General features: G+C 46.9%; 31 protein-coding genes. All 31 read right to left on the bottom strand.

The features are described 5' to 3' along the window. Positions 1-14: 14 nt before the first annotated feature. Positions 15-713 (bottom strand): 30S ribosomal protein S2, encoded by a 699-nt coding sequence (gene rpsB, locus AC50X8_RS20855; RefSeq protein WP_046230742.1) that lies wholly within the window; start codon positions 711-713, stop codon positions 15-17. Between the two features lie 197 nt (positions 714-910). Beyond that, positions 911-1,513 carry a hypothetical protein gene (locus AC50X8_RS20850; protein ID WP_494881259.1) on the bottom strand — a complete coding sequence of 201 codons (603 nt, stop codon included), beginning with the start codon at positions 1,511-1,513 and terminating at the stop codon, positions 911-913. Further along, positions 1,506-2,063: a hypothetical protein gene (locus AC50X8_RS20845; protein WP_494863951.1), complete on the bottom strand. Its 558-nt coding sequence runs from the start codon at positions 2,061-2,063 to the stop codon at positions 1,506-1,508. The genes AC50X8_RS20850 and AC50X8_RS20845 overlap by 8 nt, the downstream gene beginning before the upstream one ends. An 18-nt stretch (positions 2,064-2,081) precedes the next feature. Further along, positions 2,082-2,405: a hypothetical protein gene (locus AC50X8_RS20840; RefSeq protein WP_056038180.1), complete on the bottom strand. Its 324-nt coding sequence runs from the start codon at positions 2,403-2,405 to the stop codon at positions 2,082-2,084. A gap of 38 nt (positions 2,406-2,443) precedes the next feature. Next, positions 2,444-3,850 carry a flagellar assembly protein A gene (locus AC50X8_RS20835; RefSeq protein WP_056038182.1) on the bottom strand — a complete coding sequence of 469 codons (1,407 nt, stop codon included), beginning with the start codon at positions 3,848-3,850 and terminating at the stop codon, positions 2,444-2,446. A 14-nt stretch (positions 3,851-3,864) separates the two neighbouring features. Then, entirely contained in the window at positions 3,865-4,635 is a 771-nt protein-coding gene (locus AC50X8_RS20830) for a FliA/WhiG family RNA polymerase sigma factor (protein WP_046230737.1), read from the bottom strand. 5 nt (positions 4,636-4,640) lie between these two features. Then, positions 4,641-5,087: a hypothetical protein gene (locus AC50X8_RS20825; RefSeq protein WP_494881257.1), complete on the bottom strand. Its 447-nt coding sequence runs from the start codon at positions 5,085-5,087 to the stop codon at positions 4,641-4,643. A gap of 6 nt (positions 5,088-5,093) precedes the next feature. Then, a complete protein-coding gene (locus tag AC50X8_RS20820; protein ID WP_099520662.1) occupies positions 5,094-5,588 on the bottom strand; it encodes a chemotaxis protein CheD in 495 nt (164 codons plus the stop codon). Continuing rightward, entirely contained in the window at positions 5,585-6,205 is a 621-nt protein-coding gene (locus AC50X8_RS20815) for a chemotaxis protein CheC (protein ID WP_046230734.1), read from the bottom strand. The genes AC50X8_RS20820 and AC50X8_RS20815 overlap by 4 nt, the downstream gene beginning before the upstream one ends. Positions 6,206-6,207: 2 nt before the next feature. Beyond that, positions 6,208-6,669: a chemotaxis protein CheW gene (locus AC50X8_RS20810; RefSeq protein ID WP_056038192.1), complete on the bottom strand. Its 462-nt coding sequence runs from the start codon at positions 6,667-6,669 to the stop codon at positions 6,208-6,210. A gap of 12 nt (positions 6,670-6,681) precedes the next feature. Beyond that, a complete protein-coding gene (locus AC50X8_RS20805) occupies positions 6,682-8,775 on the bottom strand; it encodes a chemotaxis protein CheA (RefSeq protein ID WP_056038195.1) in 2,094 nt (697 codons plus the stop codon). A 40-nt stretch (positions 8,776-8,815) separates the two neighbouring features. Beyond that, positions 8,816-10,105 (bottom strand): protein-glutamate methylesterase/protein-glutamine glutaminase, encoded by a 1,290-nt coding sequence (locus AC50X8_RS20800; RefSeq protein WP_494881251.1) that lies wholly within the window; start codon positions 10,103-10,105, stop codon positions 8,816-8,818. A 26-nt stretch (positions 10,106-10,131) separates the two neighbouring features. Next, on the bottom strand, positions 10,132-11,004 hold the full coding sequence (locus AC50X8_RS20795; RefSeq protein ID WP_494881247.1) for a MinD/ParA family protein: 873 nt from the start codon (positions 11,002-11,004) through the stop codon (positions 10,132-10,134). Continuing rightward, positions 10,997-12,223: a flagellar biosynthesis GTPase FlhF gene (gene flhF, locus AC50X8_RS20790; protein ID WP_494881245.1), complete on the bottom strand. Its 1,227-nt coding sequence runs from the start codon at positions 12,221-12,223 to the stop codon at positions 10,997-10,999. Before flhF ends, AC50X8_RS20795 begins: the two co-directional genes overlap by 8 nt. Beyond that, positions 12,220-14,253, bottom strand: coding sequence for a flagellar biosynthesis protein FlhA (gene flhA / locus AC50X8_RS20785; protein ID WP_494863955.1), 2,034 nt, complete (start codon positions 14,251-14,253; stop codon positions 12,220-12,222). Before flhA ends, flhF begins: the two co-directional genes overlap by 4 nt. A 21-nt stretch (positions 14,254-14,274) precedes the next feature. Beyond that, positions 14,275-15,366 carry a flagellar biosynthesis protein FlhB gene (flhB, locus tag AC50X8_RS20780; protein ID WP_494881313.1) on the bottom strand — a complete coding sequence of 364 codons (1,092 nt, stop codon included), beginning with the start codon at positions 15,364-15,366 and terminating at the stop codon, positions 14,275-14,277. Positions 15,367-15,386: 20 nt separating this feature from the next. Beyond that, a complete protein-coding gene (fliR, locus tag AC50X8_RS20775; protein WP_056038210.1) occupies positions 15,387-16,175 on the bottom strand; it encodes a flagellar biosynthetic protein FliR in 789 nt (262 codons plus the stop codon). 15 nt (positions 16,176-16,190) lie between these two features. Next, positions 16,191-16,460: a flagellar biosynthesis protein FliQ gene (fliQ, locus tag AC50X8_RS20770; RefSeq protein ID WP_056038213.1), complete on the bottom strand. Its 270-nt coding sequence runs from the start codon at positions 16,458-16,460 to the stop codon at positions 16,191-16,193. 24 nt (positions 16,461-16,484) lie between these two features. Next, positions 16,485-17,240 carry a flagellar type III secretion system pore protein FliP gene (gene fliP, locus AC50X8_RS20765; protein ID WP_056039070.1) on the bottom strand — a complete coding sequence of 252 codons (756 nt, stop codon included), beginning with the start codon at positions 17,238-17,240 and terminating at the stop codon, positions 16,485-16,487. Next, complete coding sequence (locus tag AC50X8_RS20760) at positions 17,230-17,862, bottom strand: flagellar biosynthetic protein FliO (protein WP_494881242.1); 633 nt, start codon at positions 17,860-17,862, stop codon at positions 17,230-17,232. The genes fliP and AC50X8_RS20760 overlap by 11 nt, the downstream gene beginning before the upstream one ends. Before the next feature lie 12 nt (positions 17,863-17,874). After that, positions 17,875-18,237 carry a response regulator gene (locus tag AC50X8_RS20755; RefSeq protein WP_046230724.1) on the bottom strand — a complete coding sequence of 121 codons (363 nt, stop codon included), beginning with the start codon at positions 18,235-18,237 and terminating at the stop codon, positions 17,875-17,877. Between the two features lie 22 nt (positions 18,238-18,259). Then, positions 18,260-19,480 (bottom strand): flagellar motor switch phosphatase FliY, encoded by a 1,221-nt coding sequence (gene fliY / locus AC50X8_RS20750; RefSeq protein WP_056038219.1) that lies wholly within the window; start codon positions 19,478-19,480, stop codon positions 18,260-18,262. Next, on the bottom strand, positions 19,470-20,471 hold the full coding sequence (fliM, locus tag AC50X8_RS20745) for a flagellar motor switch protein FliM (protein ID WP_056038221.1): 1,002 nt from the start codon (positions 20,469-20,471) through the stop codon (positions 19,470-19,472). The genes fliY and fliM overlap by 11 nt, the downstream gene beginning before the upstream one ends. A gap of 38 nt (positions 20,472-20,509) precedes the next feature. Continuing rightward, entirely contained in the window at positions 20,510-20,974 is a 465-nt protein-coding gene (locus AC50X8_RS20740) for a flagellar basal body-associated FliL family protein (RefSeq protein WP_056038224.1), read from the bottom strand. A gap of 2 nt (positions 20,975-20,976) precedes the next feature. Continuing rightward, entirely contained in the window at positions 20,977-21,198 is a 222-nt protein-coding gene (locus AC50X8_RS20735; RefSeq protein ID WP_056038226.1) for a flagellar FlbD family protein, read from the bottom strand. 62 nt (positions 21,199-21,260) lie between these two features. Continuing rightward, positions 21,261-22,079: a flagellar basal body rod protein FlgG gene (gene flgG, locus AC50X8_RS20730; protein ID WP_056038230.1), complete on the bottom strand. Its 819-nt coding sequence runs from the start codon at positions 22,077-22,079 to the stop codon at positions 21,261-21,263. A gap of 94 nt (positions 22,080-22,173) precedes the next feature. Beyond that, positions 22,174-22,551: a TIGR02530 family flagellar biosynthesis protein gene (locus tag AC50X8_RS20725; protein WP_056038235.1), complete on the bottom strand. Its 378-nt coding sequence runs from the start codon at positions 22,549-22,551 to the stop codon at positions 22,174-22,176. Next, positions 22,548-23,096 (bottom strand): flagellar hook capping FlgD N-terminal domain-containing protein, encoded by a 549-nt coding sequence (locus AC50X8_RS20720; RefSeq protein WP_063892604.1) that lies wholly within the window; start codon positions 23,094-23,096, stop codon positions 22,548-22,550. Before AC50X8_RS20720 ends, AC50X8_RS20725 begins: the two co-directional genes overlap by 4 nt. 49 nt (positions 23,097-23,145) lie before the next feature. Further along, positions 23,146-24,546, bottom strand: coding sequence for a flagellar hook-length control protein FliK (locus tag AC50X8_RS20715; protein ID WP_494863958.1), 1,401 nt, complete (start codon positions 24,544-24,546; stop codon positions 23,146-23,148). 17 nt (positions 24,547-24,563) lie between these two features. Continuing rightward, positions 24,564-25,475 carry a MotE family protein gene (locus AC50X8_RS20710; protein ID WP_056038241.1) on the bottom strand — a complete coding sequence of 304 codons (912 nt, stop codon included), beginning with the start codon at positions 25,473-25,475 and terminating at the stop codon, positions 24,564-24,566. Between the two features lie 39 nt (positions 25,476-25,514). Beyond that, positions 25,515-25,961, bottom strand: a complete 447-nt coding sequence (fliJ, locus tag AC50X8_RS20705; protein ID WP_056038243.1) for a flagellar export protein FliJ — start codon at positions 25,959-25,961, stop codon at positions 25,515-25,517.

The raw sequence follows: 25,961 nt of genomic DNA, 5'->3' as shown, positions 1-25,961 counted from the left end.
TTACGTTTATTGAATTAAGCAGTTGTTTGCTCACCTTGGTTAGCTTCAACAATTGCATCAGCCATCTTGGACGTAAGCAATTTAACCGCACGAATTGCATCATCATTACCAGGAATGACATAGTCAATTTCGTCTGGATCGCAGTTTGTATCAACGATACCTACGATAGGAATTCCAAGTTTGCGTGCTTCAGCAACAGCGATACGCTCTTTACGAGGATCGATGATGAACAAAGCGCTAGGCAACGATTTCATGCCTTTGATGCCGCCAAGGAATTTTTCCAAACGGTCTTTTTCTTTGCGAAGAATAATAACTTCTTTCTTAGGAAGAACTTCGAAAGTGCCGTCCTCTTCCCATTTCTCCAAAGTTTTCAAACGGTCGATACGTTTTTGAATCGTTTGGAAGTTAGTCAGCGTACCGCCGAGCCAACGTTGGTTGATGTAGAAGTTGCCGCAACGCTCAGCTTCTTCCTTAACGGAATCTTGAGCTTGCTTCTTCGTGCCGACGAACAGCATAGTGCCGCCCTCTGCAGCGATCGAGCGAACGAAGTTATAAGCCTCGTCAACTTTTTTAACTGTTTTTTGCAAATCGATAATGTAAATTCCGTTTCTTTCAGTGAAGATATAACGATCCATCTTCGGGTTCCAACGACGAGTCTGATGACCGAAGTGTACCCCAGCTTCAAGTAGCTGTTTCATGGAAATAACCGCCATTTCTCCAACACCTCCTGATAATGGTTTTTTTGTAGTGCCCTCCGCCGACGTCATCTTTCGTTAAAACTTCCACCTAAGCAGAAGCACCGTTAACGAAATTAATCAGCGTGTGTTTTTAACACCGTCAATTAATATACCATAACTGCATGCCGTACGCAACAATCTCCGAGCGAAAATTACCGCATTCCGCCATTTTATTACGAATTAAAAGCTTTTACTTCCTCTGGTGTCATCGGCTGTGTCGTAATGGTTGTAATAACTTCCTCAAGCGAAGGATTCCCGGTAAACAAAAAATAACCGGCGCGAACCAGTTTCTTTTCTTGCTTCATTTTGCGGATAAATGCCGCTTTATCACTAATCAGCTTCTCCTTGGCCAGCAGCTCAGACGCCGCAGTCAAATTCGTTCCTGCCTGAATGCGAACCATTTTGCGAATGGTATTTTCATCCGTGTCCGCAGCAGCTGAAGAATTATCCGTTGGCACTGCTGATGCCTTTGGGGAAGCTGGGGCGGAGGCTTGCGGAGCAGCGCTTTCAGAAGGCATTTGTTTAGGCGAAGAGGTTGGTGAAGGCACTGCCGCTGCTTCGCTTTCTTCCTTTATGCTGCTCGTTGCCCGTTGCGCTTCAACAATCGCATCGACTTCACTTTGCGAATATATCTTTTCCTCTTGCCCAGCATCTGCATTGTCGCGGTTACTGAGCTTTTGCTGGCTGGATTCGCCAATCATCATCATTTGGAGCAATAATGCGCCGATAATAATGCCAAGGCCAAGCCCGGTTAAAAAAACACGGTTTTTAAACACGGGCACCCTCCTCCTGTTTCGCAAGCTGAAGGATAAGCTGAACCTCGCCCTTGTTCATGTTCATTTTTTTTGCAATTGCCTCAATAGACTTGCCTTGCTGATGAAGCGCAAACAAATCGGCATAACGCTCTTGAATCGATTGCTTCACTGGCGGAGCTGGCTCTTCCAGCTCTTCAGGCTCTTCCTGTAGCGCAGCTGGAGCGGGTGTAATGGGAACGTCAACCTTGACCGGCATCACCTGGGCAGCTTGCACCGACACTGCGGAAGCCTTCTGCTGCTCAAAAAGCTGCTCCATAGCGCTATATTTACGCTCCAGCTCGGCTAAACGCTCCTCGCTGCGCTGTGCCTTGGCACGTGCTTCCTCTTGTGATTGCACGATAAGTGCAGTAAGCTCACGATTGTCCTGCTCCATGTTTTCCATAAACTGTTCCAGTGAAACTTCCATATTATTGACGGCTTGCGCGGCTGCGGGCTGTTTCCTTCTAGGCAAAAGCAACCCAAAAACAACGACTACAGCGCCAAGCAAAACTATGTATTGCCAGTTAGACATGCTTGCTCCCACCTGCCTTTAAAGCGAAATATCTACATGATGTCCCTTATAGGGATGCACAGGGGGATGGCTTTCTTCATGCTTGTCCTGCCCATCCTGTTTTTTGTGTTTGCCCTTGCGTTCATCAGATTGCTTGCTTGTTTCTTGATCCTGACGAACGTTCAGGCCTACGGAATGCTCAACTTCCGTATTTTTGTGGCGAACAAGCTCGGTCTGCGCAGCTTGCTGCTCGGCAAGCTTCGTCTGGTCCGACATCGGCTTATGATTCATATGGCTTTGAAGTCCGCTGGACTCCGGTGTGCGAGGAACCGATATTTGCAAATCAATAGGTTTGAAAGCCATCTTGATTACCTCCCTATTGGGTCAGCTTGCTCAAGTTTTTACGAACGGTAACTCACCTGTGAAATATCTCCATCTAAATACTGAAAGGAAACACGCTGCAGCGGGTCTTTAATATATTTCGTATATCGGCCAATTACAATTTTGATTCCGCCATAAATAATGTTATTGACGTCAACCCCAGCTTGCTCGCTATCTTCAAGCGTGCGCTCAATATCCAAAATCCGTTCACGGAACTGCTCAACCTCTGTCAGCGACTGCCGTTTGGTCGCGCTTAGCTTAATGCGCATGGCCATTTTGTCATCTGTTAGCTGCCCAATTGCAGCCAATTGATCCAAAATCACAAGCGCTTTATCCGCCTTATCCATGCTCTCGTTATGCTGCTTGAGTTTTGTGCGCAATTCCAGCAGCTCCGAGCGATGCTCTGGCTTTACACCTACTTCAACTACTGTTGCAGTAGACATCGTATTGCCGATTGTACGAGCTTTAACCCGCTCGCCCGCTTGAATAGTCCCGCCAACAATCAGCCCCTTGGCCCCTGAACAAATAACATTTTTACCAGCGCGAACATTCGAATGCATAATGCTTTGCGATACGAGCACATCATCGCCGGCAATAACGTTGCCGTCCTGGATAAAGGAGCATTTCACATTTTTTCCGGCTTTGACAAAACCTTTGTTGCCAGCCATAATGCCGCCTGATATTTCAATAGAGCCTTCAGCGTCCAAATCGGCGCCCTCAACTCCGCCAATGATGCGAATATCCCCGGCAGATTTGACGCGGAAGCCGCTTAGCACATTCCCTCGGATGACTACGGTACCGACAAAATCAATATTTCCTATTTTATAATCTACGTCGCCATTCACTTCGTAAATAGGAAATACATTGATTTTATCCTTATCCGTCATCGTAATGAGTCCGTCCAGTGCCGCATACATTGCGGTTTGCTCATTGTTCAGCACGACATTTTTTCCTATTTTAAAACGCGCCGCCTTGCCTTCTTTCGATGCAACCTCATTCCCGGTTACCGTCATGCCCGGTTCGCCAGCAGCAGGTTCGACCAGTTCAGCAATCAGCTGGCCGCGCGTCACATTTTTCAACTGCGTCATTTCCTTAAAATCTACGGTGCCATCTTCATTTTCAGCCGGGCGCCGCTCTTTGCTTTTCATATCATAAATAAATTGAACAAAGCCGTCCTTGCCAACTTCAGCAGGCTTTCCTTCAGCAATTAAAGTTTGCTCTTTATAAAAAGCGAGCGGATTGTTACAAATGTTTTGAAGGACGCCGGGCACAATTCCAACGCTCACTCCGCTACTTTGCACAAACTGCTCTAATTGTTCAAGCGAGCATTCAAAATCATCCGTCAAACGTTTGAATGTCAAAAAGGCTGACATTTTATCTGCAGATATTTGAACGCTCATAATGGTATCTAATGATTGACCTTCCATTACACGCCTCCACTCTAGTACTGCATTAGTTGATCTTTATGCTTGGATAAAGCTCCTCTAAGACGTAAAATAGCTTTGGAATGGAGCTGCGAAATTCGTGACGGCGAGAGCGACATGACGTCTGCAATCTCACTTAAAGACAGCTCTTCATAATAAAAAAGGGAAACGACGATACGTTCCTTCTCCGTCAGCTTCTCTATTCCATTAACCAATGAATCTTTCAAATATACTTCATGGACTTTATGGTCAGGATTTTTTGCCCGTTCATCCACGAGCAGCGAAAGTCTTGTTTCCGACTCTTCCTCACGAAGAGGATCCTCAAGCGAACATACAGTCGTTACCGCAATCTCTTGAAGCATCGTTGTAAACTCCTTTTCCGTTATGTTCAGGTAATTGCTAATTTCAGCATCGGAAACCGAGCGTAAATACTGTTGTTCCAGCTTTTGATAAGCCTCTTCCACTTTTTTCGCTTTCTCTCTCACGGACCGCGGAACCCAGTCGCCTTGACGGAGACCATCAATAATTGCGCCGCGAATGCGCCAGGATGCATAGGTCTCAAACTGCAGCCCCCGGCAATAGTCAAACTTCTCTATTGCATCAATTAAACCCATAACGCCATTGCTGGCAAGGTCATCCTTGGATACGTTTTTAGGCAGGCCAATAGCCATACGATTGGTCACATAATCAACAAGCGGCAAATATTGCTCAATAAGCCGCTTCTTCGCTTCAATATCCCCTTCTTCTTTCCAAGCTTGCCACATCGGAATGTTTAAAGAAGCAATCATATTTTTCACCCTCCTGTCAGGTGACGTACTACTTTAGCCAGTTCTTCCGGTTCTTTGTTTTGTGCAGACACGAGCTGTGGCGGCGCTAATGGCCGAAACGGCTCTTGCTCTTGTTCCATTGGCTTTCTGCTATCTGCCTCATCTTGCGCTGGGCGAATATCCAGCCCGTCTTTCAACAGCTGATTTAAATCTTCGCTTTCATCCGGCGTAGTCAAATTAAACTGTGTTCCTATTCCATCTTCTTCTGCAGCGCCGTTATCCAGCAATGCCGGCGGCTTCAAAATAAACGTAAGCACTGCACGCAGTATAAACGCAATGACAACAAAGGCGATGAATGCATATACACTGCGCAGCAGTATGACTGTGACCGCATTTTTACCGAGTGAGAAAAGAATCGTTAATATAACACCCGTGAGTCCTAATCCGACATTCCATCGCCAATTTCCGATCATAATAATTCAAATCTCCTTTATTCCAAGCTGTACGCTGCGAATGAGTAACAGACCGCTTCCGCTGTCGAACTCAATGGTGCGACCATAATTGCCGCCCGTATCCTGTGCAAACACAGGAATTTTGAACTTGTTGACGATCTCAAGGCAAGATTCGACATTTCGCGGACCAATGCGCATAGAGTCCGACTGACCTGAAAAGGCGAACATTTGAGCGCCGCCAGCCATTTTCGCTACAAGGCGATTTTGCTGTGCGCCCACATGCTTCATCCGTTCAACAAGCTCAGGAATGGCCGTATCCGCATATTTCGCCAAGTTAATCGTTGCCTCTCTTGCAATTTCAGAGGAAGGCAGCATAACATGGGCCATTCCGGCTACTTTATTAACCGGATCATAAAGCGTAAGTCCTACACAAGAACCAAGCCCTGTTGTTTTGAGGACGGAACCCTCAGTTGCAATATTTAAATCAGCCATTCCAACCTTAATCAAATTTTGCTGTATCATTCGACATTTACTCCCAGAGCGCGGAAAATTTTTGTAAATGATTCAGGGTCAGGTATGAGGAAAAAATGGCCTTCCAGGTCTTGGCAGTCTTCGAGAAATGTCGTCTCTATCAATAGCGCGGAATCGCCCATTTCGCCATATTGCAGCAAGCCATAGCTTAAAATAGCTCCCGCCATGTCCAGCGCAACGGATGGAACCGATGGAGCCATCGCCAAATGGGTAAAATCAGCCAACGAAGACAGATACGAGCCGGTCAAAATATTTCCGATTTCGCATAAAGCCGACAGCTCCATTTCGGAATAGCCGTTCTCATCATCATGAGGCAATGACAGCAGCTGAGTCAGCAAACGCTTCGCTGCGTCCTCCTGAATGATAAAAAACATATTGCCCGGCGCTTCGCCTTCCACTCTTAAAAACACCGCGATGACGACCTGCTCCATTCCGCCTACGCGATCGGCAATTTCTTCGAAGGGCAGCAGGCTGACCTTCGGAACACCCATATCGACTGGCTTGTTAAGAAGACGAGACAATGCAGTAGCTGCATTGCCCGCGCCTATATTGCCGACTTCCTTTAGTACGTCAAGCTCAAAAGCTTCAAACTTGCTGAACTGTGCCACTTCTATCCCTCCAGTTGCATGAGCTGTTCGATCTCGTTTTTATTCAGCACCTCAACTAGATTTAGCATAATAAGCAGTCTGCTGTCCCCGAGCTTGGCAATACCGTGCAAGTACTTCGCTTTAACGCCGCCTACGATTTCCGGTGGAGAATCGATGTTGTCCGTATCGATATCTATGACATCATTCGCGGAATCGACAATAAATCCTACTTCAAGATCATCTACCGCTACTACTATAATTCGCGAATTATCTGTCGGTTCCTGCTCAGGTAGGCCAAAACGCCCACGAAGATCGACAACCGGCACAACAACACCGCGCAAATTCATAACGCCTTTAATAAAAGCGGCTGTTTTAGGCACGCGGGTAATCGGCGACATCCGCTCTATTGTTCTAACTTTATCTACTTCAATACCGTATTCCTCATCAGCTAGCGCAAAAACAATGACCTTCAATTCTTCTCCCATTGTGAAAACCTCCTATTTGATTAATGCGTTAGGATCAATAATTAATGCGACCTGGCCGTCACCTAAAATCGTCGCTCCAGAAATCGCCTCGATATTGGTCAAATATTTGCCAAGCGTTTTGAGCACGATCTCGTTTTGGCCGATAAACTCATCGACGGTGACTGCCGCCCATTTTTCTCCCTTGCGCACCACTACAATTTCGGTTTCTTCCTCGGCGCTATCATTAAAGTCAGGTGTCTCAAGCACACGGCTCAGCGATACAAGAGGAATAACGGTATTGCGGAATTCAATCATTAAATTGCCATGAACGTTCAAAATTTGCGATCTGCGGATAATGCTGGTCTCCACAATGGAGGACAGCGGAATCGCATATTTTTCCGAGCCCAGCTTGATCAGCATCGCCGAAATAATCGACAGCGTCAGCGGAAGCTGTACCGAGAATTTCGTTCCTCTGCCAAACACCGAGTCAATGGTAACATTTCCACCAAGCGACGTAATTTTGGAACGTACAACGTCCAGTCCTACACCGCGTCCGGAAATATCCGATATTTTCTCAGCTGTACTAAAGCCTGCTGCAAAAATCAGCATATTGATTTCGTCGCTGGACAGCTTTTTCGCCTCATCTTCGGTAACGACGCCGTTTTTGATCGCCGTCTTCAGCACGCGCTCTTGGTTAATGCCGCGTCCATCCTCTTCCACTTCAATAAACACATGGTTGCCGCTGTGGTAAGCGCGCAGGAAAATGGTACCTACTTCTGACTTGCCTGCCGCAATCCGTTCTTCCACCGTCTCGATGCCATGATCGACAGAGTTGCGGAGCAAGTGAACGAGCGGATCGCCAATTTCATCAATAACGGTACGGTCAAGCTCTGTATCCGCTCCAGTAATGACCAAATCGATTTTTTTATCAAGCGACTTCGCCAAATCGCGAATCATGCGAGGGAAACGGTTGAATACCGAATCGACGGGAACCATGCGCAGCTTGAGTACGATATTTTGCAAATCTGTGCTGACACGCGTCATATGCTCAACCGTCTCAGTCAAGTCATTGCGTTTAATTTCGCTTGAAAGCTGTTCTAGTCGAACGCGATCAATGAGCAGCTCACTGAACAGATTCATCAGCGTATCCAAACGGTCGATATCAACGCGAATCGTCCGATTAACCGCCGCTGGCGCTGCTTGAGCAGGCGAATCTTTACGAGGCGCAGCCGCTGCGGGAGCCTTGGCTGCCTCTTCTTTTTTCTCGACGACTGCAATTGCTGCTGCAACCTCTTCCTTCGCTTTCTTCACCTCAGCCTCAGCTTGCTGATTCGCTGTTGGCGTGCTTAGCAGATGTAGCGATTCCTCATCCAGCAAAGTTATAACTGCCGTCTCCACTTCGGATACATTCATAATTTGCGTATGCAGGTCTTCCAGCTTCGTCTGTGTAATGGTAAATACAGTAAAGGAACGATCGAATTTTTCCTGTTCCAAATCCTGTACAGAAGGTTCCGATTTCACAATCTCTCCGTGTGCTTCCAGCAGGTTGAATACCATGTAGGCACGAACTGCTTTCAGCAAACAGTCCTCGCGAATCGTTACATGAATATGATAAGCCTGATGTCCGCTATCAATGGATTGCTTAATCACCGAAGTCTGGTACTCGTCCAGCAGCAAAATAGGCTTGTCCGCATTGGAAGAATCGCCTTCCGCTGCAGCCTTTTGATCCGGCACCGATAGTTTATGCTCTCCGCTAAAAATCGACTGCAAGGCGGCCACAATTGATGTCACATCCGCTTTACCAGTACCACCGTTAACGATATCCTGCACCATTGCCTCCAGCGCATCAAGACCCTTGAAAAGCGTATCAAATATAAAGCTGTCCATCTTGAGCTTGCTATTGCGAACAAGATCAAGCACATTTTCCATTTCATGTGTCAAGGCAGCCAGATCCTCATATCCCATCGTAGCCGACATGCCTTTCAAAGTATGAGCGGAGCGGAATATATTTTGAACAATTGATAGATCTTCCGGCTCGCCTTCCAGTCGCAATAAGTTTTCATTCAAGGTTTGAAGATGGTCGTTAGATTCGTCGATGAACATCGACAGATAGGCATTCATATCCATTGTATCGCACCTCCTGCTAGACTTGTGATTGCTTCAATCGTTATTTAAGTACACAGCTTTCAATACGTGCAGCGATTTGTTGCAGCGGGAGCACGGTCTTAACTGCCCCGCTTTCGTAGGCGCTGCGCGGCATGCCGTAAACGATGCAAGTTTCCTCCGCCTCGCCTATAGAAGTTACTGCACCGCTCTCAACAAGCTGTTTAAGACCTTTCGTACCATCGCTGCCCATTCCGGTCAGGATGACCGCGTGACGCTTCAGCTCCTTGAAAGGAACTAATGATTCATACATCACATCTACCGATGGACGATGCCCATTGCGCTGCGGCTGCTCTGTTAAATGAATATAATAACCGGAACTATCTTTGCCAAGCTCTAGATGATAGCCTCCGGGAGCAACATAGACAACGCCGGGATGAACCCGGTCGCCTTGAGCTGCTTCAACGACATGCAGCGCACTGAAGCTGTCGAGGCGCTGAGCGAGCGATTTCGTAAATTTCGGCGGCATATGCTGGACAACTAGGACAGGTGCGCCTAGATCGCCAGGCAAAGCGCTAATGACCGTATGCAAGGCACGCGGCCCTCCCGTTGAGGCGCCGATTGCGACAATATGCTGAAACGAAGTAGACTTCGGCAGCTCTTTTTTCGGCGGAGCGGGATCTTCCGTTTTTTTGCTCGCTATAATCGGCGGAGCAGTTGGCTTATATGTAGAGGAAGGCGCCACCGCTTTGACTGCCGCTGGTTGTTCCGGCTTTTTGTTCATGCCAGGCGGCTTTATTGGTGGCGTAATTTCCGGTTTCTTCTTCGCCATAGAAGGTGCAGCAAGCCGTGACGCTGCATTTGTTGTTGCTTCGGTTATTAGGGGCTTTTTCGTATCTAGCGCCTTCACTTTAACCGGCGGGTCCATCTTCTCCTCAATGAACGAAGGCTTCCTCGCCAGTACAGCTGTTTTTAGCTTCTCAATCAATTGCTCGCCAACCTGGATAATATCATTCGTTGCAATGCCTGAAGGCTTGCGTATAAAGTCAAAAGCTCCAAACTGCAATGCTTTGATCGTATCCCTCGTGTTATCCTCACTAATGCCAGACAGCATAATGACAGGCGTCGGGTTTTGTTTCATAATCTTTTGCAAAGCCTCAAGTCCATTCATTTCAGGCATTTCCAGATCGAGCGTGACAACATCGGGCTTCCATTTCTCCACCGCTTTTACAGCTTCGGCCCCATTGGTTGCAGTCGCTATTATTGAAAACATTGAATCCTTTAAAATTAAGTCACTAAAAATTTTTCTCATAAATGCAGAATCATCTACAATGAGTACACGATAAGGAGCCATCTTTTCCCCTCCCCTAATTAAAAGGACTATCTCGTTAGCTTGAATAATTTATGCAAAAATCCCTTTACACCGTTTTTAGCATCAGATTCCGGCCTCTTTATTTCTAGAAAACGAACTGAAATTTCATGCATAGCTTTCGATGCTTCACTGCTTGGATAAGCGATGGTGAAGGGAATCTGACGTTTTACCGCCTTGCCTACATGAGCATCATCGGGTACGAGCCCGAGAAATGGCAAGGAGGCTTCTAGGAAGCGCTCGGCAGCCAAATTGATTTTATCTGCTGTCAATCGGCCTTCCCGCTTGCTGTCTGTCCGATTGACGATAAGTCTGAAATTCGGATGGATGCCCATTGCTTTTACCATTTTTATTAAGGCATATGCATCGGTTATAGAGGTCGGCTCTGGCGTCGTTACAACGATCGTTTCCTGCGCTGCGGCGATAAATCTCGCCGTTTCCTTGGAAAGTCCTGCACCAGTATCAAACACGATGACATCGTACAGCCCTTGAAGCTTTGAAACCTGCTCTGTGAACAAGGTCAGCTCTTTCTCTGACAGCTCCAGCAAATCTTTAATTCCCGATCCGCCTGCAATAAAATGCAGTCCTTCAGGCCCTTCCTGAACGACATCCCAGATCGTTTTGTCCTGCTTGAACAAATGATATAAATGGTAGGAGGAGCGCACGCCCATCAGTATATCGATGTTCGCCATGCCAATATCAACATCAAAAACGAGAACCTTCTGACCAAGCTTCTGAAGCATCAGCGCAAAATTGAGACTAAAGTTGGACTTTCCAACGCCGCCCTTGCCGCTGGTGACAGCTATAATGCGCGTTTCGCGCTTGCCGCCTTCGCTGCTGCTTGCCTTTACCATATGTCGCAGCGCTTCGGCTTGATCATTCATCGTCCGCTTCCCCCAGCAAATCATTCATATAAGCAGCAGCGTTAAAGCGATCAATGTCATCCGGCACCGTCTGCCCTCTTGCCACATAAGTCGGCGTTAAACCGAACTTCATCACAAGGTTAAAAATAGAGCCATACACCGCCGTTTCATCCTGCTTCGTAAACAACACCTTCTCGATGCCGTATTTCACAAAGTTTCCGGCTACTGACGTCATATCTTTCGTTTTGCCGGTAAGGCTCAGCACAAGCACCGTTTCATTGCGGTCATGCGATTGAAGCAGGCTGTTTACTTCTGATACATTTAGCTCATTGCGGAAGTTGCGGCCAGCCGTATCCATATAGATGAGCTCTCTATCTTCGAGCTGCTTGAATGCCTTCGGCAAATCCATAGGAGAAAAAACAACCTCCAGCGGAATGTTTAAAATATTAGCGTACGTTCTAAGCTGGTCAACGGCAGCAATTCGGTACGTATCTGATGTAATGAAGCCTACTTTTTTGTTATGCTTAATCGTTTGATTAGCCGCAAGCTTAGCAATCGTTGTCGTTTTGCCTACGCCCGTCGGACCAACAAAATGAACGATTCTGGCCTGCTCATCGATCATGCCAGCTGCATAAGGGGCCATCCATTCGAGCAGCTGCCGTTTGGCAAGCTCCCATACTTGCGTACGTGTCAATGGCTCCCTTTGCTGCCCTTCCTGCTCAGAGATGATCGCCATAAGCTGGTCGATCCACTCCACTTCGAGCTCCTGCTCTTGAAGGCGGTCATGAAGTGCTTGTGCAGCTTCTGATAATGAGTTTCCCGCTTTTTGCGAAGACAGCTGCAGGAGGGATTGCTTAATCCCTTTAATTTCATCCATCAGCTGATCGTTGACTGGAGAAGCCGCCGCAACTGGCGCAGGCCTTGCTGGCGGCTCAACCGTAGCTGTAGCAGCTGCGGTTGCTGCTGCGGTACGCTGCTGCTTCTGCATCGTCTCCGTAATAGCTGCCATTACGGCGCTGACATCATCGGGCGCCTTGCGCTTCTGCGGCGGATTTTCCGGAGCCGCCGCATTCGACTCAATAGCGGCAATAACTTCCATCTTCTTTTTACGGAACATGCCCATGAAGCCGCCGACTTTGACTTCTTTCGTATTCAATATAACGGCATCCTTGCCAAGATCGCTTCGAATCATCGGCAGCGCTTCGGGAAGGGCATTGACTACATAACGTTTCACTCTCATAAATTCACCACCCCTACGCTCTGAACTTCAACGTTAGGTTCAAGCTCACTATAAGAAATGACCGGAACCTCCTGCATCGTCCGTTCCACAATCTGGCGCAAATACATGCGGATTGTAGGGGAAGTGAGCACAACAGGCTGCTGTCCGGACTGAATTTGCCGGGTCACCTGCTCATTCAGCTTGGAATAAATTTGTTGAGTGACGATCGGGTCAAGCGCAATGTAACTTCCCTGATCGGTCTGCTGTACGGACTCAGCGATTTTCTTCTCCATCGCCGGACCGACTGTAATCACTTTAAGCTTGTCTCCCGTTGCTGCAAACTGCTGGGTAATTTGCCTTGACAGCGCCTGTCTGACATATTCCGTCAGCACATCGGGATCTTTCGTGTAATGTCCGTGATCAGCCAACGTTTCAAAAATGGTCACCAGATCGCGGATCGAAACTTTTTCACGAAGCAGCTTGGCAAGCACTTTTTGCAAATCGCCAATGGATAGTACAGCAGGAATGAGATCGTCGATAAGCGCTGGATACGATTCCTTGACATTTTCTATAAGCGCCTTCGTCTCTTGACGGCCGAGCAATTCATGCGCATGACGCTTAATAATTTCTGTCAAATGCGTAGCGACAACCGAAGGCGGATCTACGACGGTATAACCCGACATTTCCGCTCTTTCCTTCATCTGCTCGTCAATCCAAATGGCTGGCAGTCCGAATGCCGGCTCTGTTGTTTCAATACCAAGTACCGATTCATCATCGAAGCCTGGGCTCATTGCCAAATAATGATTGAGCAGAAGCTCGCCTTTCGCAACGGTATTCCCTTTAATTTTAACGACGTATTCATTGGGCCTCAGTTGAATATTGTCGCGGATCCGAATGACTGGAACGACTAGCCCCAGCTCAAGCGCGCATTGCCTTCTGATCATAATGATACGATCCAGCAAATCTCCGCCCTGCTGCGTGTCTGCCAGTGGAATCAGACCGTAGCCAAATTCGAACTCGATTGGGTCCACCTGCAGCAAGCCAATGACACTTTCCGGATTACGAACCTCTTCAATTTGCTGCTCTTCCACAAGCATCTCCTCTTGCTCCACTTGTTTCTCCTGCAGCTTTTTCATTCTCCATGCGCCAAATGCGAGCAATGCCGCAAAAGGGAGCGTGCGCATAACGCCGATTGGCGAAACGAGACCAAGCAAAGCTATTGTTCCTGCAACTATGTATAAAAGATTAGGGTATTTAAACAACTGTGCTGTCAAATCCTGTGCAAGATTGCCGTCCGATGCAGCTCTTGTAACGATCAAGCCTGCTGCTACCGAAATAAGCAATGCTGGAATTTGACTGACGAGACCATCCCCGATGGTTAATATCGAATACGTTTCGAGTGCCTCGGCAAAGGGAAAATCATGTACCGCCATCCCGATTATAAATCCGCCAACCAGGTTAATAATGAGAATGATAATGGATGCAATCGCATCCCCTTTTACAAACTTGCTGGCACCATCCATAGCTCCGTAGAAATCTGCTTCTCTTTCAATCTTGGAACGCCGGTCCCGTGCCTGCTGTTCATTAATGAGTCCCGCATTTAAGTCGGCATCAATACTCATTTGCTTGCCGGGCATCGCATCGAGGGTAAACCTTGCTGCTACCTCGGCAACCCGCTCAGAACCCTTCGTAATAACGATGAACTGAACGACGACGAGAATAAGGAAGACGATAAACCCGATTGCGATTTGCCCGCCGCCCACCCATCTACCGAATGTTGCGACAACTTCCCCCGCTTCCGCATGCTGCAAAATGTTTCGGGTGGTAGAAATGTTGAGTGCTAATCGGAATAAGGTCGTAACAAGCAAAACTGCGGGAAAGATGGAAAACTCCAGCGCTTCCTTCGTATTCATCGCAATAAGCATTATCATTAAAGCGATGGAAATATTCAGAATAAGCAAAATATCCAGCAAAAGAATAGGGATGGGAATAACCATCATGAGCACGATGCCTATGATCCCGATTAACACGATAAGATCTTTTGGTTTCATGACGCTTCCTCCTCCCTTAAATTACGATGATTTGACACGGCCTTTCAGCTTGTAAACGTATGCGAGCACCTCCGCCACAGCCTGGAACAAATCTGCCGGTATGGCATCTCCGATTTCGGCGCGTTCGTATAATGCTCTGGCAAGCGGCTTATTTTCCATCGTAATAACGCCGTGCTCTTTGGCGATTTCCCTAATGCGCAGCGCCACATGATCCATACCTTTGGCAATAATAACGGGCGCCTCCATATTAGAGGAATCATATTTCAAGGCGATTGCAAAGTGCGTCGGGTTGGTAATGACGACATCTGCATTCGGGATTTGCTGCATCATCCGCTGGATGGCCATTCTCCGCTGCTTTTCTCGGATGCGGCCTTTAACGAGCGGATCACCCTCTGATTTCTTATGCTCGTCCTTAATGTCCTGCTTGGACATCTTCATGCTTTTCTCCTGCTCGTACTTCTGATACAAATAATCCGCAAAGGCGAGTATAACAAGCGCAGCACCAATTTTGATCCCCATGCTGACCGTCAGGCCAGCTGCAAAGGCGAAAATTTGCTCAACAGACAGGTCCGAAAGAGAAAGCAGCCGGCTCCAATCGCTTGCAATCGTCTGGTATACGAGCACTCCAATAATCAGCAGCTTGAGCAAGCTTTTAAGCATTTCAACAATAGAGCGCATGGAGAAGATCTGTTTCAATCCTTGGAGCGGATTAAGCTTGCTGATCTTCATCTTAAGCGGCTCTCCTGTAAGCAAGAAGCCAAATTGCGCAACGTTACCGATAATGCCTACTAATATAGCTACCGAAAATATAGGCAGTAAAAAAATGAGCATTTCGGTTACGAGCGTATCGAACAAGTTAAAAACATTTTCAGACGTAAGCTCCATAAGCAGCCAATTTTCGAAAATATCATCAAACATATTCATAATTCGCTGCTTGTAAAAGCCGCCAAACATCGCAAAGCCAGCAAACGTAAACAGCAAAATCAAGGAGCTGGGAAAGTCAGCCGATTTGGCTACCTGACCCTTCTTACGCGATTCCGAGCGTTTTTTGGGCGTCGCTTTCTCCGTCTTCTCTTGGCTGAACAGCTGCAGGTCGAGCTTTAAACGGTACATTTGCACGATTACAGCCTCCTTTACCCGTCCGGCCCTTTGAAAATGGCGAATAGCTGCTCCAAGTTGTCAAACATGATGGCAATGAGCCGCTCATACAGACCACTTAGCCCCGGCATAAGCAGCACGAGCAAAATCGTCCCGATAATAAGCTTAAGCGGTATCCCAATTACGAAAACATTGTATTGAGGCGCTGTTTTGGCTAAAAACGCCAGTCCGACATCCGTCAGAAACATAGCAATTACTAGCGGAGCTGCGACCTGTAAAGCTAGCAAAAACGTATTTCCAACGGCTTTCGTTAAAAATTCGCTAATGCTGCCACTGCTGATTCTCGCAAAAAAGTCTCCAGCAAGCGGCATCCATTTGTAACTGTCCATGAGCCCTCGAAGCAAGTAGTGATGGCCGTTCAAGGAGAAAAAAATGACAATAAGCATCATGTATTTAAAATTACCTAGCAATGGCACGGAAGTACCCGTCAATGGGTTGACGACGTTCGCCATCGCAAAACCAATTTGCAAATCCATTAATGCCCCTGCCGTCTGCACGACTACGAAAAACAAATACACCACGAAGCCGAATAGCAGGCCTATCAATATTTCCTGTACGACATAAAGCACGTAGCTGGCATCTGTCGCTACCGTCTGATTAATGCCATACGTGAGATACACGATAAAAGAAATAAAAAAACTTAAACCGATTTTCGCAATATTCGGCATCATTTTCCCCGAAAACATCGGAGCTACGACGAAAAATGATGTAATTCGACAAAAAATCAACAAAAAAATAGGAAAACCTTGCTCGATAAGCTCCATCGCTGCGATTCACGCCTATCCGATATATTTATGCAGGTTGTTCAGCAGATTATAAGTGAAATCGACGATCGTATTTAGAATCCACGGCCCGAACAAAACAACGGATGCAAAAACCGCTACAATTTTCGGAACAAATGCTAGGGTTTGCTCTTGTATCTGGGTAGTCGCCTGAAAAATACTGACCAAGAGCCCAACAACGAGAGCAATAAGAAGCATTGGAGCACTGCTTTTTAGTACGGTAAATACAGCCTCGCTGGCCAGACCGATAATAAAATCGGCACTCATTGAACATCCCCCCCTATACAGTCGTCAGGTATTAAAGCTTAATAACAAGGATTTGACTATCAAATACCAGCCATCTACCATGACGAACAGCAAGAGCTTGAACGGCAATGAAATCATTACTGGCGGAAGCATCATCATCCCCATCGCCATTAACGTACTGGATACAATCATATCAATAACGAGAAACGGTATGAATATAAGGAAGCCCATTTGAAAAGCTGTCTTGATTTCGCTAATCGCATACGCCGGAATCAAAACCGTCAATGGGATATCCTCGTAAGTTTTCGGCTTTTCCGTCTTCGTATAATCCATAAACAGCTTTAAATCCTTCTCTCTCGTCTGCTTGAACATAAACGCCTTCATCGGTACAGACGCTTTCTCGAAAGCTGCTGTTTGGGAAATTTCCCCTTTCAAATATGGCTGCAAAGCTACCTCATTTACTTGAGAGAAGGTAGGGGCCATAATAAAAAAGGTTAAAAACATAGCAAGTCCGATTAGTACCTGGTTCGGTGGCATCATCTGCGTACCGAGCGATGTACGAACGAAGCTAAGCACGATAATAATGCGTGTAAAGCTGGTCATCAATACTAGAATAGCAGGCGCTATGCTTAGCACGGTAATCAGCAGCAAAATTGATAACGCGCTCGGGTTCGGCTGATCGCTGCCCGTGTTGCCAAAGTTAATTTCTACGTTCGGCAGCGGTTCAGCAAAAGCATGCGATTGAAATATTAAACCGGCTAACTGCACCGCAACAAGAGCTATCCACCATTTATTTTTCATGATCATCATTCAACCGTTCATTAGGGTTAGGGTCTTTGAGGAGTGCTTCGAGCTGCTGCTTGCGATCCGCCTGACGATTCATCTTGTCTTTGAGGACATTCTGAAACGATGAAGCGTCGTTCCACTGTTCATTCTGCGGTTCCTGCTCGCCAGAGCCTTGACGAAAGCGTGATAATAAGCCCGTCAAAGCATTCGGCGACCAGCCACCTTGCACTTGCCTCTCCATTGCCTCAATAATCGCCTCAGCTTGCTTCTCATCATCAATCTTGTCCAATAGGGTAATGTTTTCTCCAACCCCTACAACATATAGACGCCCTGACAGCTCCACAACTTGAAGCGAATGATTTTGACCTAAGGAAATGCCCCCGAGCGAACGAAGCGAACGATTTGTTCCTCCGAACGCCCGGTTGCGCCGCGAAAGCCATTTAATAACAACAATGATGAGTCCAATAATAAGGAGTAGAGAAAAAATAACCCATACTACACTGCCTGCCATGTTGGACGAACTAGTGTATGGCAATTCAGGCTGGCTCGTCTGAACTGCTTCCGCTAAGGCGGCGGCAGGCAGAACGGCCATTCCTGAAAACAATAAAAGCGTTACACGAGCTTTAAGTTTGACCATCGCATACAACCGTTAGCCCAGCGTTTTCTTGATTGCTTCAATAACACGGTCCGCTTGGAAAGGCTTAACGATGAAATCTTTCGCTCCAGCTTGAATGGCGTCAATAACCATTGCTTGCTGTCCCATTGCAGAGCACATAATGACTTTTGCATTTGGGTCGATTTTTTTAACTTCTTTCAGTGCTGCAATGCCGTCCATCTCAGGCATCGTGATATCCATCGTAATCAGGTCTGGCTTAAGCTCCTTGAATTTCTCCACCGCTTGTGCGCCATCAGGTGCTTCACCAACTACTTCGTAGCCGTTTTTGGATAAAATATCGCGGATCATCATGCGCATAAATGCTGCGTCGTCTACGATTAGAATACGGTTTGCCATCTTTTTTCTTCCTCCTAGGATGCTATTGTAATTTTTGAATTCGGTCCCATTGGCTTACGATATCGGTTACACGTACGCCGAAGTTCTCATCGATAACGACAACCTCGCCTTTTGCGATCAGCTTGTTGTTAACCAGAATGTCTACAGGCTCACCAGCAAGCTTGTCCAGCTCGATAACAGACCCTTGCGACAATTCCAAAATATCTTTAATCTGCTTCTGGGTCCTTCCTAATTCTACGGTAACCTTCAGTGGTATGTCGAGCAGTAAATTGAGGTTCGTCTCTTCGCCTTGAATATATGGCGCATTATTGAAATTAGCAAACTGCACAGGCTGAACATTCACATTGCGATTGGCTGCATGGCCATATGTATTCGGGCCAGGCGGCTGCATCATCGGCGCTTCATTATATCCCGCTGGCGGTTGTTGTTCTTGCTTCTGCAACGATGGAGCCGCAGGCTGCGCAGGAGCACTTTGTGGCGCTTGCGGAGCCACTGGCGGCGCTTCTACTACTGGAGGTGCTTCAACTGCTGCAGCAGTCTCTTCAACCGTCTCTTCGCCCATAAGAATAGCTACCATTTGCTTTGCAAAAGAAACAGGCAGTAGCTGCATAATTGTCGAATCTATCAAATCTCCAATTTTAAGCCGGAAAGAAATTTTGATGAATACATCTACCGGAGGCAGATGTCCCATTCCCCCACCGTTGTCTACATCGAGAATATCGATGCCTGGCGGCGATATATTAACAAAACGATTGAAAATGGTTGACATCGACGTTGCAGATGACCCCATCATTTGATTCATCGCTTCCTGAACGGCGCTAATATGAATTTCATTGAGCTCTTCTTCTGTAGGATTGCCTGAGCCGCCGAGCATCAAATCGGCAATAATTTGTGCGTCTCTCGTCTTAATGACAAGCGAATTTATGCCTTGGAAGCCATCTACATATTGAACACTTACAGCAACATGAGGCTTTGGAAATTCATCTGCCAGCTGATCTCTGCGAATAAAGGTAACTTCCGGCGTTGTAATATCCACCTTCACGCCTAGCAATGTAGACAAGGCAGTTGCTGCGCTTCCGAACGTAATGTTACCAATTTCGCCAAGCGCGTCCTGTTCCATAGCTGAGAGGAAATCTGATAACTGAACATCATCGGCAGATGGCTGTTCAGCATCCGTACTGCCAGAAGATTGATTTAGTAACGCATCAATTTCCTCCTGCGACAAATAATCTTTACTCGTCATATTCTTCTCCCGCTCCTTCGTTCACAACTTCATCAAGCTGAATAGCCAACCGATCTTTCACGGAGCCTGGACTGCCGATGAACTTCAATTTATCGCCTACCTTGATATGCAGGCCTTCCCCTACTGGCTTGTTGAGTGAAATGACATCTCCTACATTAAGACCAAGAAACTCCTGAATCGTAATGGAAGATTCACCAAGCTCGGCAACAATCGGCAGCTTCGCTTTGCTTACGCGCTGCTCCAGCATTTCAACTTCCTCTGGAATACGCTCCTTTTTCTGCGAAACGAACCAATGATGCGCCGACAAACGAGGCATAACGGGCTCAATGACAACATGGGGAATACAAAGATTGATCATCCCCGTCGTTTCACCGATTTTCGTACTTAAGGATATAAGCGCGATTGTTTCATTCGGTGATACGATCTGCATAAATTGAGGATTCGTCTCAAGTGCTTCCAGCCGTGGTGATATATCAATGATTGTTTTCCACGCCTCTTGCAAACTCTCAAACGTCCGGCTAAAAATCTTTTCCATAATAATCGTTTCGATTTCAGTCAAGTTATTGATTTTGGAAGGCGCAACGCCTTGCCCGCCAAGCATACGATCCAGCATCGCGTAAGCGATATTTGGATGCACCTCCATCACCATGCGTCCTTCAAGCGGCTCCGCCTCAAAAATATTCAATATCGTCATCTTCGGAATCGAACGAATAAACTCATCATAAGGAAGCTGCTCGACCTGAACTACACTGATTTGAACGAAAGTACGAAGCTGCGCTGAGAAATAGGTTGTCAAATATCGCGCGAAGTTCTCGTGTATGCGAGTCAAGCTGCGAATATGATCCTTCGAAAATCGAACAGCACGTTTGAAATCATAAACTCTGACTTTTTTCGTTACTTCTTCCTTTTTTAAATCCTCGGCATCCATCTCGCCAGAATTAAGGGCCGCCAGCAGCGCATCTATCTCATTTTGCGATAAAACATCAACCAAATTTTCTCACCCCCTTCAAGGAATGTCGCCAACCAGCATTAAATGTTGGTCATGATAAAAGCTGTTATTTCTACCTTGACCAGCTTCTGCTTTTTATCCAAAATTGGATTAATTTCATTAAGCAGCTTCGATTCCAGCAGATCCTCGCCTTTAGAGCCATTCAGCTCTTCAGCCGTCATATCTGCAAGCGCCCGGTTAATAATAGGCTTAACTTCAATTTCGATGATTTTATCAAAATCTTCCTTCGTCTTCTTGCTGTCCAGCTGGAAAGCGAAGCTAACGACAACGACTTTGTTCGAATCTTTCAAGTTGCGCTTAAATTCTTTAAGCTCAGACGTTACTTCTACACGCTCATCGGCGGTAAGATGCTTGACTTCAACCTCTTTGTTTGTTGAACCATCAGTTGTACTTCCCATAATTTTCGGCCACATAATCACAACCACAACGGCAATCAATACAATCGACAGCAGTATAGTTACTAACCATGGCAACATTTTTTTCATCTCTATGGACCCTCCGTCTGTTCACTCTTCTGGGCCGCCGCATATACGCCGATCGTACGAAGATAGTTCTGGATCAGCAGCAAAAGCTCCTCCGAGCTTTCTACCACTATGAATTTTTTACCAGTGGTCAAGGTAATAATGGTATCGGGCACTTCCTCCACCACTTCAATCAACAGAGCATTGATCATGAGCTTAGTACCATTAATACGAGTCACTGTAATCATAAACTGCCCCCTCACATCGCGGGGGAGGCGCTATGGCCCCCCACCTGCGTTATGCCTAACGATTATCGTTTCAGGTTGACAACCTCTTGCAAAATTTCATCGGAAGTCGTGATAATACGTGAATTCGCTTGGAAGCCGCGCTGAGCCACGATCATTTCTGTAAACTCGCCTGTCAGGTCAACGTTTGACATTTCAAGCTGTCCGGCCACGATTGCGCCCGTTCCAAGCTCTGCATCTCCAGCGACCGTTCTGTAAGCCTCAATGTCTCCATCTGGGTTAGCATTGTTGGTCATTCTGTACAAATTGCCTCCCATTTTCTCGAGTCCACTTGGGTTAATGACTTTGACTACACCAATCTGCGCGACTTCTTCTGTTGCATCCGCCGTAACACCTGTAATCGTCCCATCTTGCCCGATTGTGAAGGAGGTGACCTCTGCTGGCAAAGTAATAATACCACCACCACTATCTAATACAAACAACCCGTTTGCGTTTACAAGCTGTCGGTTCGCATCGAGCACAAAGTTGCCGGCTCTTGTCAAAAATGATTCTTCACCATCTGCTGCGGTAACTAGAAAAAATCCATCGCCATCAATGCGAAGATCGGTCGGTTGGTTTGTAGTCATTGCGCTTCCTGGCGTATGAACGGTATCAATAGAAGCAATGCTGACACCAAGTCCGATCTGCTTCGCATTCACACCACCCTGCTCGCCTTCTACCGGAGCGGTAACACCTGCTGTTGTTTGGCTCAAAATATCGCTGAACATGACGCGGCCGCCTTTAAAACCCACCGTATTAACGTTCGCAATATTGTTACCGATGACATCCAGCTTCGTTTGGAAGCCGCGCATACCTGACACACCCGAGTACATTGATCTTAGCATAGTATTTAAGCCCTCCTAATTTAGGTTTATCCTTTTGGTTAGTTGGCTGCCTCTGTCGGTCAGCAGCCTGAAGAGCCTCCGTATTGGTCCGGCTCTAGCTTAAAATAACGGCGCTGTCTATATGCGTGAATACATTGCTTTGCATTTGCTTGCCATCCATTGCAGTAACTACTGTACGGCTAGGCACATTCACGATCATCGCAATATCTTTAAAAACGATTAAAGAGTCAATGGCGCCTTTGGATGCCGCTTCGTCCACAGCATTCACAATTTTCGTTAATGAATCCGCTTGAAGCTGAATGCCTCGCTGCTTCATCCGAACTTCAGCATGATGGCTGAATTTTAATACTTTCGAATCCAGCAAATCTTGAAATTCGCTAGGCTGCTGGGATTTTGCCCCCACCGTCTTCGCATTGTTTAAGGGCGAAGATTTAAGCGGAAAATAATGCCCAATCTTTACGCTGTCGCTCATGAGGTTTGTTCCTCCCCGCTGTCAGCAGCGGATTCTTCATCAGGCGTTTCAGCATCCCCAGCACTTTCAGCTGAAGCATCCGTTACAGGCTCCTCCGTCTCTGCCGGAGTCTGATCAGAAATCGTAACGATATCACTTACTTTAATCATCGTGTTATCTTCAAACTTGGCATACAATACCCCGTCTGTTGCTACAATCGACTTTACAACATCCGTATACATGACGGTGCTACCTTTATCATCAAGCTCCTGCCATGTTACGCTTTTGCCAATCATTGTAGATGCACTGCCGATGTCCGAGTTCAGCTGTGTAAGCTGCTTATTCATATTCATCAGCTGCTCGACTGAAGTGAACTGCGCCATTTGGGCAATAAACTCCGTGTTGCTCTGCGGGCTTAATGGATCCTGATTTTTAAGCTGTGTGACGAGCAATTCGAGAAACGCGTCCTTACTTAGCGATGTTTTATCATCCTCGGTCTTTCCTGCTGTTTTAACGTTTGCCTGATCATAATTCGGCCAGACCACTTTATTCGTAACGACTGCCAATTCCATCACCTCCATCCCGCAAATGATTGCTTAAGTCCATAACATCCTTTTAGACTGTAGCGTTAACCGCCCGTCCGTAGCCCATATCCTGAATGGCAATTTGCTCGATTACATCTGCTTCAAAAGCAGCTTCATCCGCTCTGCTTCCGCCCTTGCCGTTGTTGTTTCGATTCGTAAATTGTTGATTGGAGCCTTGTCCCTGTTGGCCATTAGACAGCTCTGATGCAGCTTGCCCCTGGGTCACTTCAAGCTTGTCAATCGTTAAGCCTTGGGATTGCAATGCCAGTCTCAATTGCGACATTTGGTTATCCAGCATATCTTTCGCCATGACCGTATCCGTATGGAATAGTGCCGTCAACTGGCCGTTTTGCATCGTGATCCGAACATCGACCTGGCCCAGCTGTTCAGGGAACAGCATGATTTTAGCTTCGTGCTTGCCATTTAATGAAGAAATATCAAACTTCTGCACGATAAGCCCCGTCATGGATTCCGCAAATTCGTCTGCTAATACGTAAGGCTGGGCGACTGCTCTCGCTGCCACGCTACTCGTTGCCTGCTTAAGCGAATGAGAAAAGTTTGCATTTAAATTGCCGGCCAGAACGGACTCATCATCGGCTGTATCTGCCGTTTCTTCAACCAATGTATCAGCTGATAAAGCTTCTGCCACTGCGCTTTTCAGGGCAATTGTATGCTGGGATTGCTGATTCAAACGCTGAAGCCATGCTGCTGTTTGCTGTGGAGCAGCCTCGCCTGCTGCAGCTGGTTCAAATATCGCTTGAACATTGCTGTTATTACGCTCGGCCGTGCCTGCTTCCTTCTGCTTTTGCAGCAGTTTCTGCAAAGCTTCCAGCTGCTGTCCAATCAACTGCGATGGCTCTTGCTGCTGAACGCGTTTCGCAGATCCCTGCTCAAGCACATTAGCCAGCTGAATCAGCGCATTTTCCAAATCATGCTTCACAAGCGCAATTTGTGCTTTCACTGCCTCATGTCCATTGCCTGCATCTGCTGCTTGAACAACTTCCTCTGAGGATAGCTGCTCATCAGGCTGCTTCAAAGTGAGAAGCGGGGAACCTAGCAGTGCTAGTAAAGCCTGCATTTGCTCCAGCATCGCTTGCAAATCTGCCAATTGGGCTTGTGCAGCCTCATCCGTGTCCGCAGTATCCAATTCATCCATTTGCTCTAGCAGTCCATCAATAGCCGCAAGCAAATCCTGATTGTTCGTTTCTCCGAGCAAGCCAGCTGTATTGAGAGTAGTCATCCGAATCGTTCCGAGTGCTGCTGCATCCGCAGTGTTCGCAGTTGCTGCTGTGCCTGCTCCCGCTTGGCCATTATTCAATTGACCATTCAGCGTTTGAGCAAAAGCCGCATCTCCCGTTCCCTTCGCTTGGGCATTTCCGCCAGTGGAAGGAGCCGCCGGCTGCGAAGCTGCTGGTGATGATAAAACATCCATTTATTTTCACCTCCCCTCTATTTACCCGCCATCAGCTTCGAAACGATCTGAGCTGTAACTTTATCATTCAATGTCGACATCTCGCCAACGATATTGGATCTTGTTGTATCATCTACCGCATTCAAAATACGCAGCACCTTGCTGGCACTTACGTCAGACATCGTCATCAGCAGTTTGGCCGCACTTTTCGCATCCATAGCTGCAAATGTTGCTCCTAGCTGCGTCGAATCCAGTGTCGAAGACGTTGTAGTCGTTGTCGCTGTAGTCGACTGGGCATTTTTGAGCTGCGATTGCAGTGCCGCAATTTGCAAGTCTTTCGCCGAAACGGTATCCTTCAGCTTCAGCGTTGCATCAGCCGCTGTTTTCGGCGTCATTTTCTCCAAAATTTTCACACGATCATTTGGAGCCATCGCATCGAGTACAAGCACCATTTCATCAAGCGACATGCTTTCTAAAATGGGTGCGGCCTTATTCGGTGCAATTCGTGCATACATGCTGGCGAGCTCTTTAATTTTGGCCGTGTATGCCTCATCTTCAAGCGCCTGTGTTGCATTTGACTTCTTCAACTGCTCAATTTGGCTTTTCAAGCTTGCAATTTCTTTTTCCTGATCCGTTTTAAGAGTGGACGTTTCCGTCAGCTGGCCCTCTTTCTCCGTCAGTTGAGCTTGCAGCTCGGAAATTTTACGAGTCATATTTTCTGCCTTGAGCGTTTCATCTGTGCTTTCACCGCCAGTTGACTGCGGATTCGGCAGCACATCTTTGAGCAATGGAATCGAATTTCCGACGGTGAGCGCCTGATTTCGCATATCGCTATTAAGAAGGATCAGCAATATGCCCAGCACAACAATCGTAAACAACACCGGGGTCATAAAAAACATGGCCCGCTCAAATCCACTATATCCTTGTTTCTCCACATCTGTATCTGCCACTGATTTCACTCCCTCTAGCCTTGCGCTGCAGCCGGATATTTACGGCACGCTTACCATGAAACGGACAGTTGCCATTTCATCCAACTCGTTTTGCTCCTTAAGCTGCATCGCATACCGGAAACGTTCCTTCTCGTTATCCTTTGCCTTCAACCATACTTTCTCGTCCTGCATTTTATCCGAAAGCTTGATCCGATTTTGCTCGACGACCTTTTGCGCCCGCTTCACTTCAAGCCGTTTTGCTTCAATACAGGAGTCCAAATAATCCACATATTGTTGAATGGTCTGAAGCTCAGCCAAAGAAACGCCGGATTGCGAAGACTGATGCTGCTTCTGCTCCCATTCTGCACGGCTTTCACGCAATTGCTCGACGGTCAACTCGGCAGCCTGCAGCTCTCCAATGGAAGAGGACAGTATCCATTCTGCCTGCGTTTTTTCACTTGTCTTCAGATCAACGATTTTTTGGTAGGAATAACGAAATGCTCCCAT

The sequence above is a fragment of the Paenibacillus sp. JT22N15 genome, assembly GCF_059383755.1.
The sequence above is the reverse complement of the archived record's forward strand: the minus strand, read 5'-3'. Positions and strand labels throughout refer to the sequence as shown.

Coding starts and splice junctions, on each gene's coding strand:
- AC50X8_RS20810 (WP_056038192.1), bottom strand. CDS start 6,669: ATGGGAGAAGAATTGAAGGTCATTGTTTTTGCGCTAGCTGATGAGGAA.
- fliY (WP_056038219.1), bottom strand. CDS start 19,480: ATGACGAGTAAAGATTATTTGTCGCAGGAGGAAATTGATGCGTTACTA.
- fliP (WP_056039070.1), bottom strand. CDS start 17,240: ATGAAAAATAAATGGTGGATAGCTCTTGTTGCGGTGCAGTTAGCCGGT.
- AC50X8_RS20795 (WP_494881247.1), bottom strand. CDS start 11,004: ATGAATGATCAAGCCGAAGCGCTGCGACATATGGTAAAGGCAAGCAGC.
- AC50X8_RS20735 (WP_056038226.1), bottom strand. CDS start 21,198: ATGATTACAGTGACTCGTATTAATGGTACTAAGCTCATGATCAATGCT.
- flgG (WP_056038230.1), bottom strand. CDS start 22,079: ATGCTAAGATCAATGTACTCGGGTGTGTCAGGTATGCGCGGCTTCCAA.
- AC50X8_RS20755 (WP_046230724.1), bottom strand. CDS start 18,237: ATGGCAAACCGTATTCTAATCGTAGACGACGCAGCATTTATGCGCATG.
- AC50X8_RS20845 (WP_494863951.1), bottom strand. CDS start 2,063: ATGTCTAACTGGCAATACATAGTTTTGCTTGGCGCTGTAGTCGTTGTT.
- flhF (WP_494881245.1), bottom strand. CDS start 12,223: ATGAGAGTGAAACGTTATGTAGTCAATGCCCTTCCCGAAGCGCTGCCG.
- AC50X8_RS20840 (WP_056038180.1), bottom strand. CDS start 2,405: ATGGCTTTCAAACCTATTGATTTGCAAATATCGGTTCCTCGCACACCG.
- AC50X8_RS20740 (WP_056038224.1), bottom strand. CDS start 20,974: ATGAAAAAAATGTTGCCATGGTTAGTAACTATACTGCTGTCGATTGTA.
- fliQ (WP_056038213.1), bottom strand. CDS start 16,460: ATGAGTGCCGATTTTATTATCGGTCTGGCCAGCGAGGCTGTATTTACC.
- fliJ (WP_056038243.1), bottom strand. CDS start 25,961: ATGGGAGCATTTCGTTATTCCTACCAAAAAATCGTTGATCTGAAGACA.
- AC50X8_RS20800 (WP_494881251.1), bottom strand. CDS start 10,105: ATGGCTCCTTATCGTGTACTCATTGTAGATGATTCTGCATTTATGAGA.
- AC50X8_RS20805 (WP_056038195.1), bottom strand. CDS start 8,775: ATGGATATGAATGCCTATCTGTCGATGTTCATCGACGAATCTAACGAC.
- AC50X8_RS20830 (WP_046230737.1), bottom strand. CDS start 4,635: ATGATTGCTTCTTTAAACATTCCGATGTGGCAAGCTTGGAAAGAAGAA.
- fliR (WP_056038210.1), bottom strand. CDS start 16,175: ATGGAGCTTATCGAGCAAGGTTTTCCTATTTTTTTGTTGATTTTTTGT.
- AC50X8_RS20760 (WP_494881242.1), bottom strand. CDS start 17,862: ATGGTCAAACTTAAAGCTCGTGTAACGCTTTTATTGTTTTCAGGAATG.
- AC50X8_RS20820 (WP_099520662.1), bottom strand. CDS start 5,588: ATGATACAGCAAAATTTGATTAAGGTTGGAATGGCTGATTTAAATATT.
- flhB (WP_494881313.1), bottom strand. CDS start 15,366: ATGTACCGTTTAAAGCTCGACCTGCAGCTGTTCAGCCAAGAGAAGACG.
- rpsB (WP_046230742.1), bottom strand. CDS start 713: ATGGCGGTTATTTCCATGAAACAGCTACTTGAAGCTGGGGTACACTTC.
- AC50X8_RS20715 (WP_494863958.1), bottom strand. CDS start 24,546: ATGGATGTTTTATCATCACCAGCAGCTTCGCAGCCGGCGGCTCCTTCC.
- AC50X8_RS20725 (WP_056038235.1), bottom strand. CDS start 22,551: ATGAGCGACAGCGTAAAGATTGGGCATTATTTTCCGCTTAAATCTTCG.
- flhA (WP_494863955.1), bottom strand. CDS start 14,253: ATGAAACCAAAAGATCTTATCGTGTTAATCGGGATCATAGGCATCGTG.
- AC50X8_RS20825 (WP_494881257.1), bottom strand. CDS start 5,087: ATGATCGGAAATTGGCGATGGAATGTCGGATTAGGACTCACGGGTGTT.
- AC50X8_RS20835 (WP_056038182.1), bottom strand. CDS start 3,850: ATGGAAGGTCAATCATTAGATACCATTATGAGCGTTCAAATATCTGCA.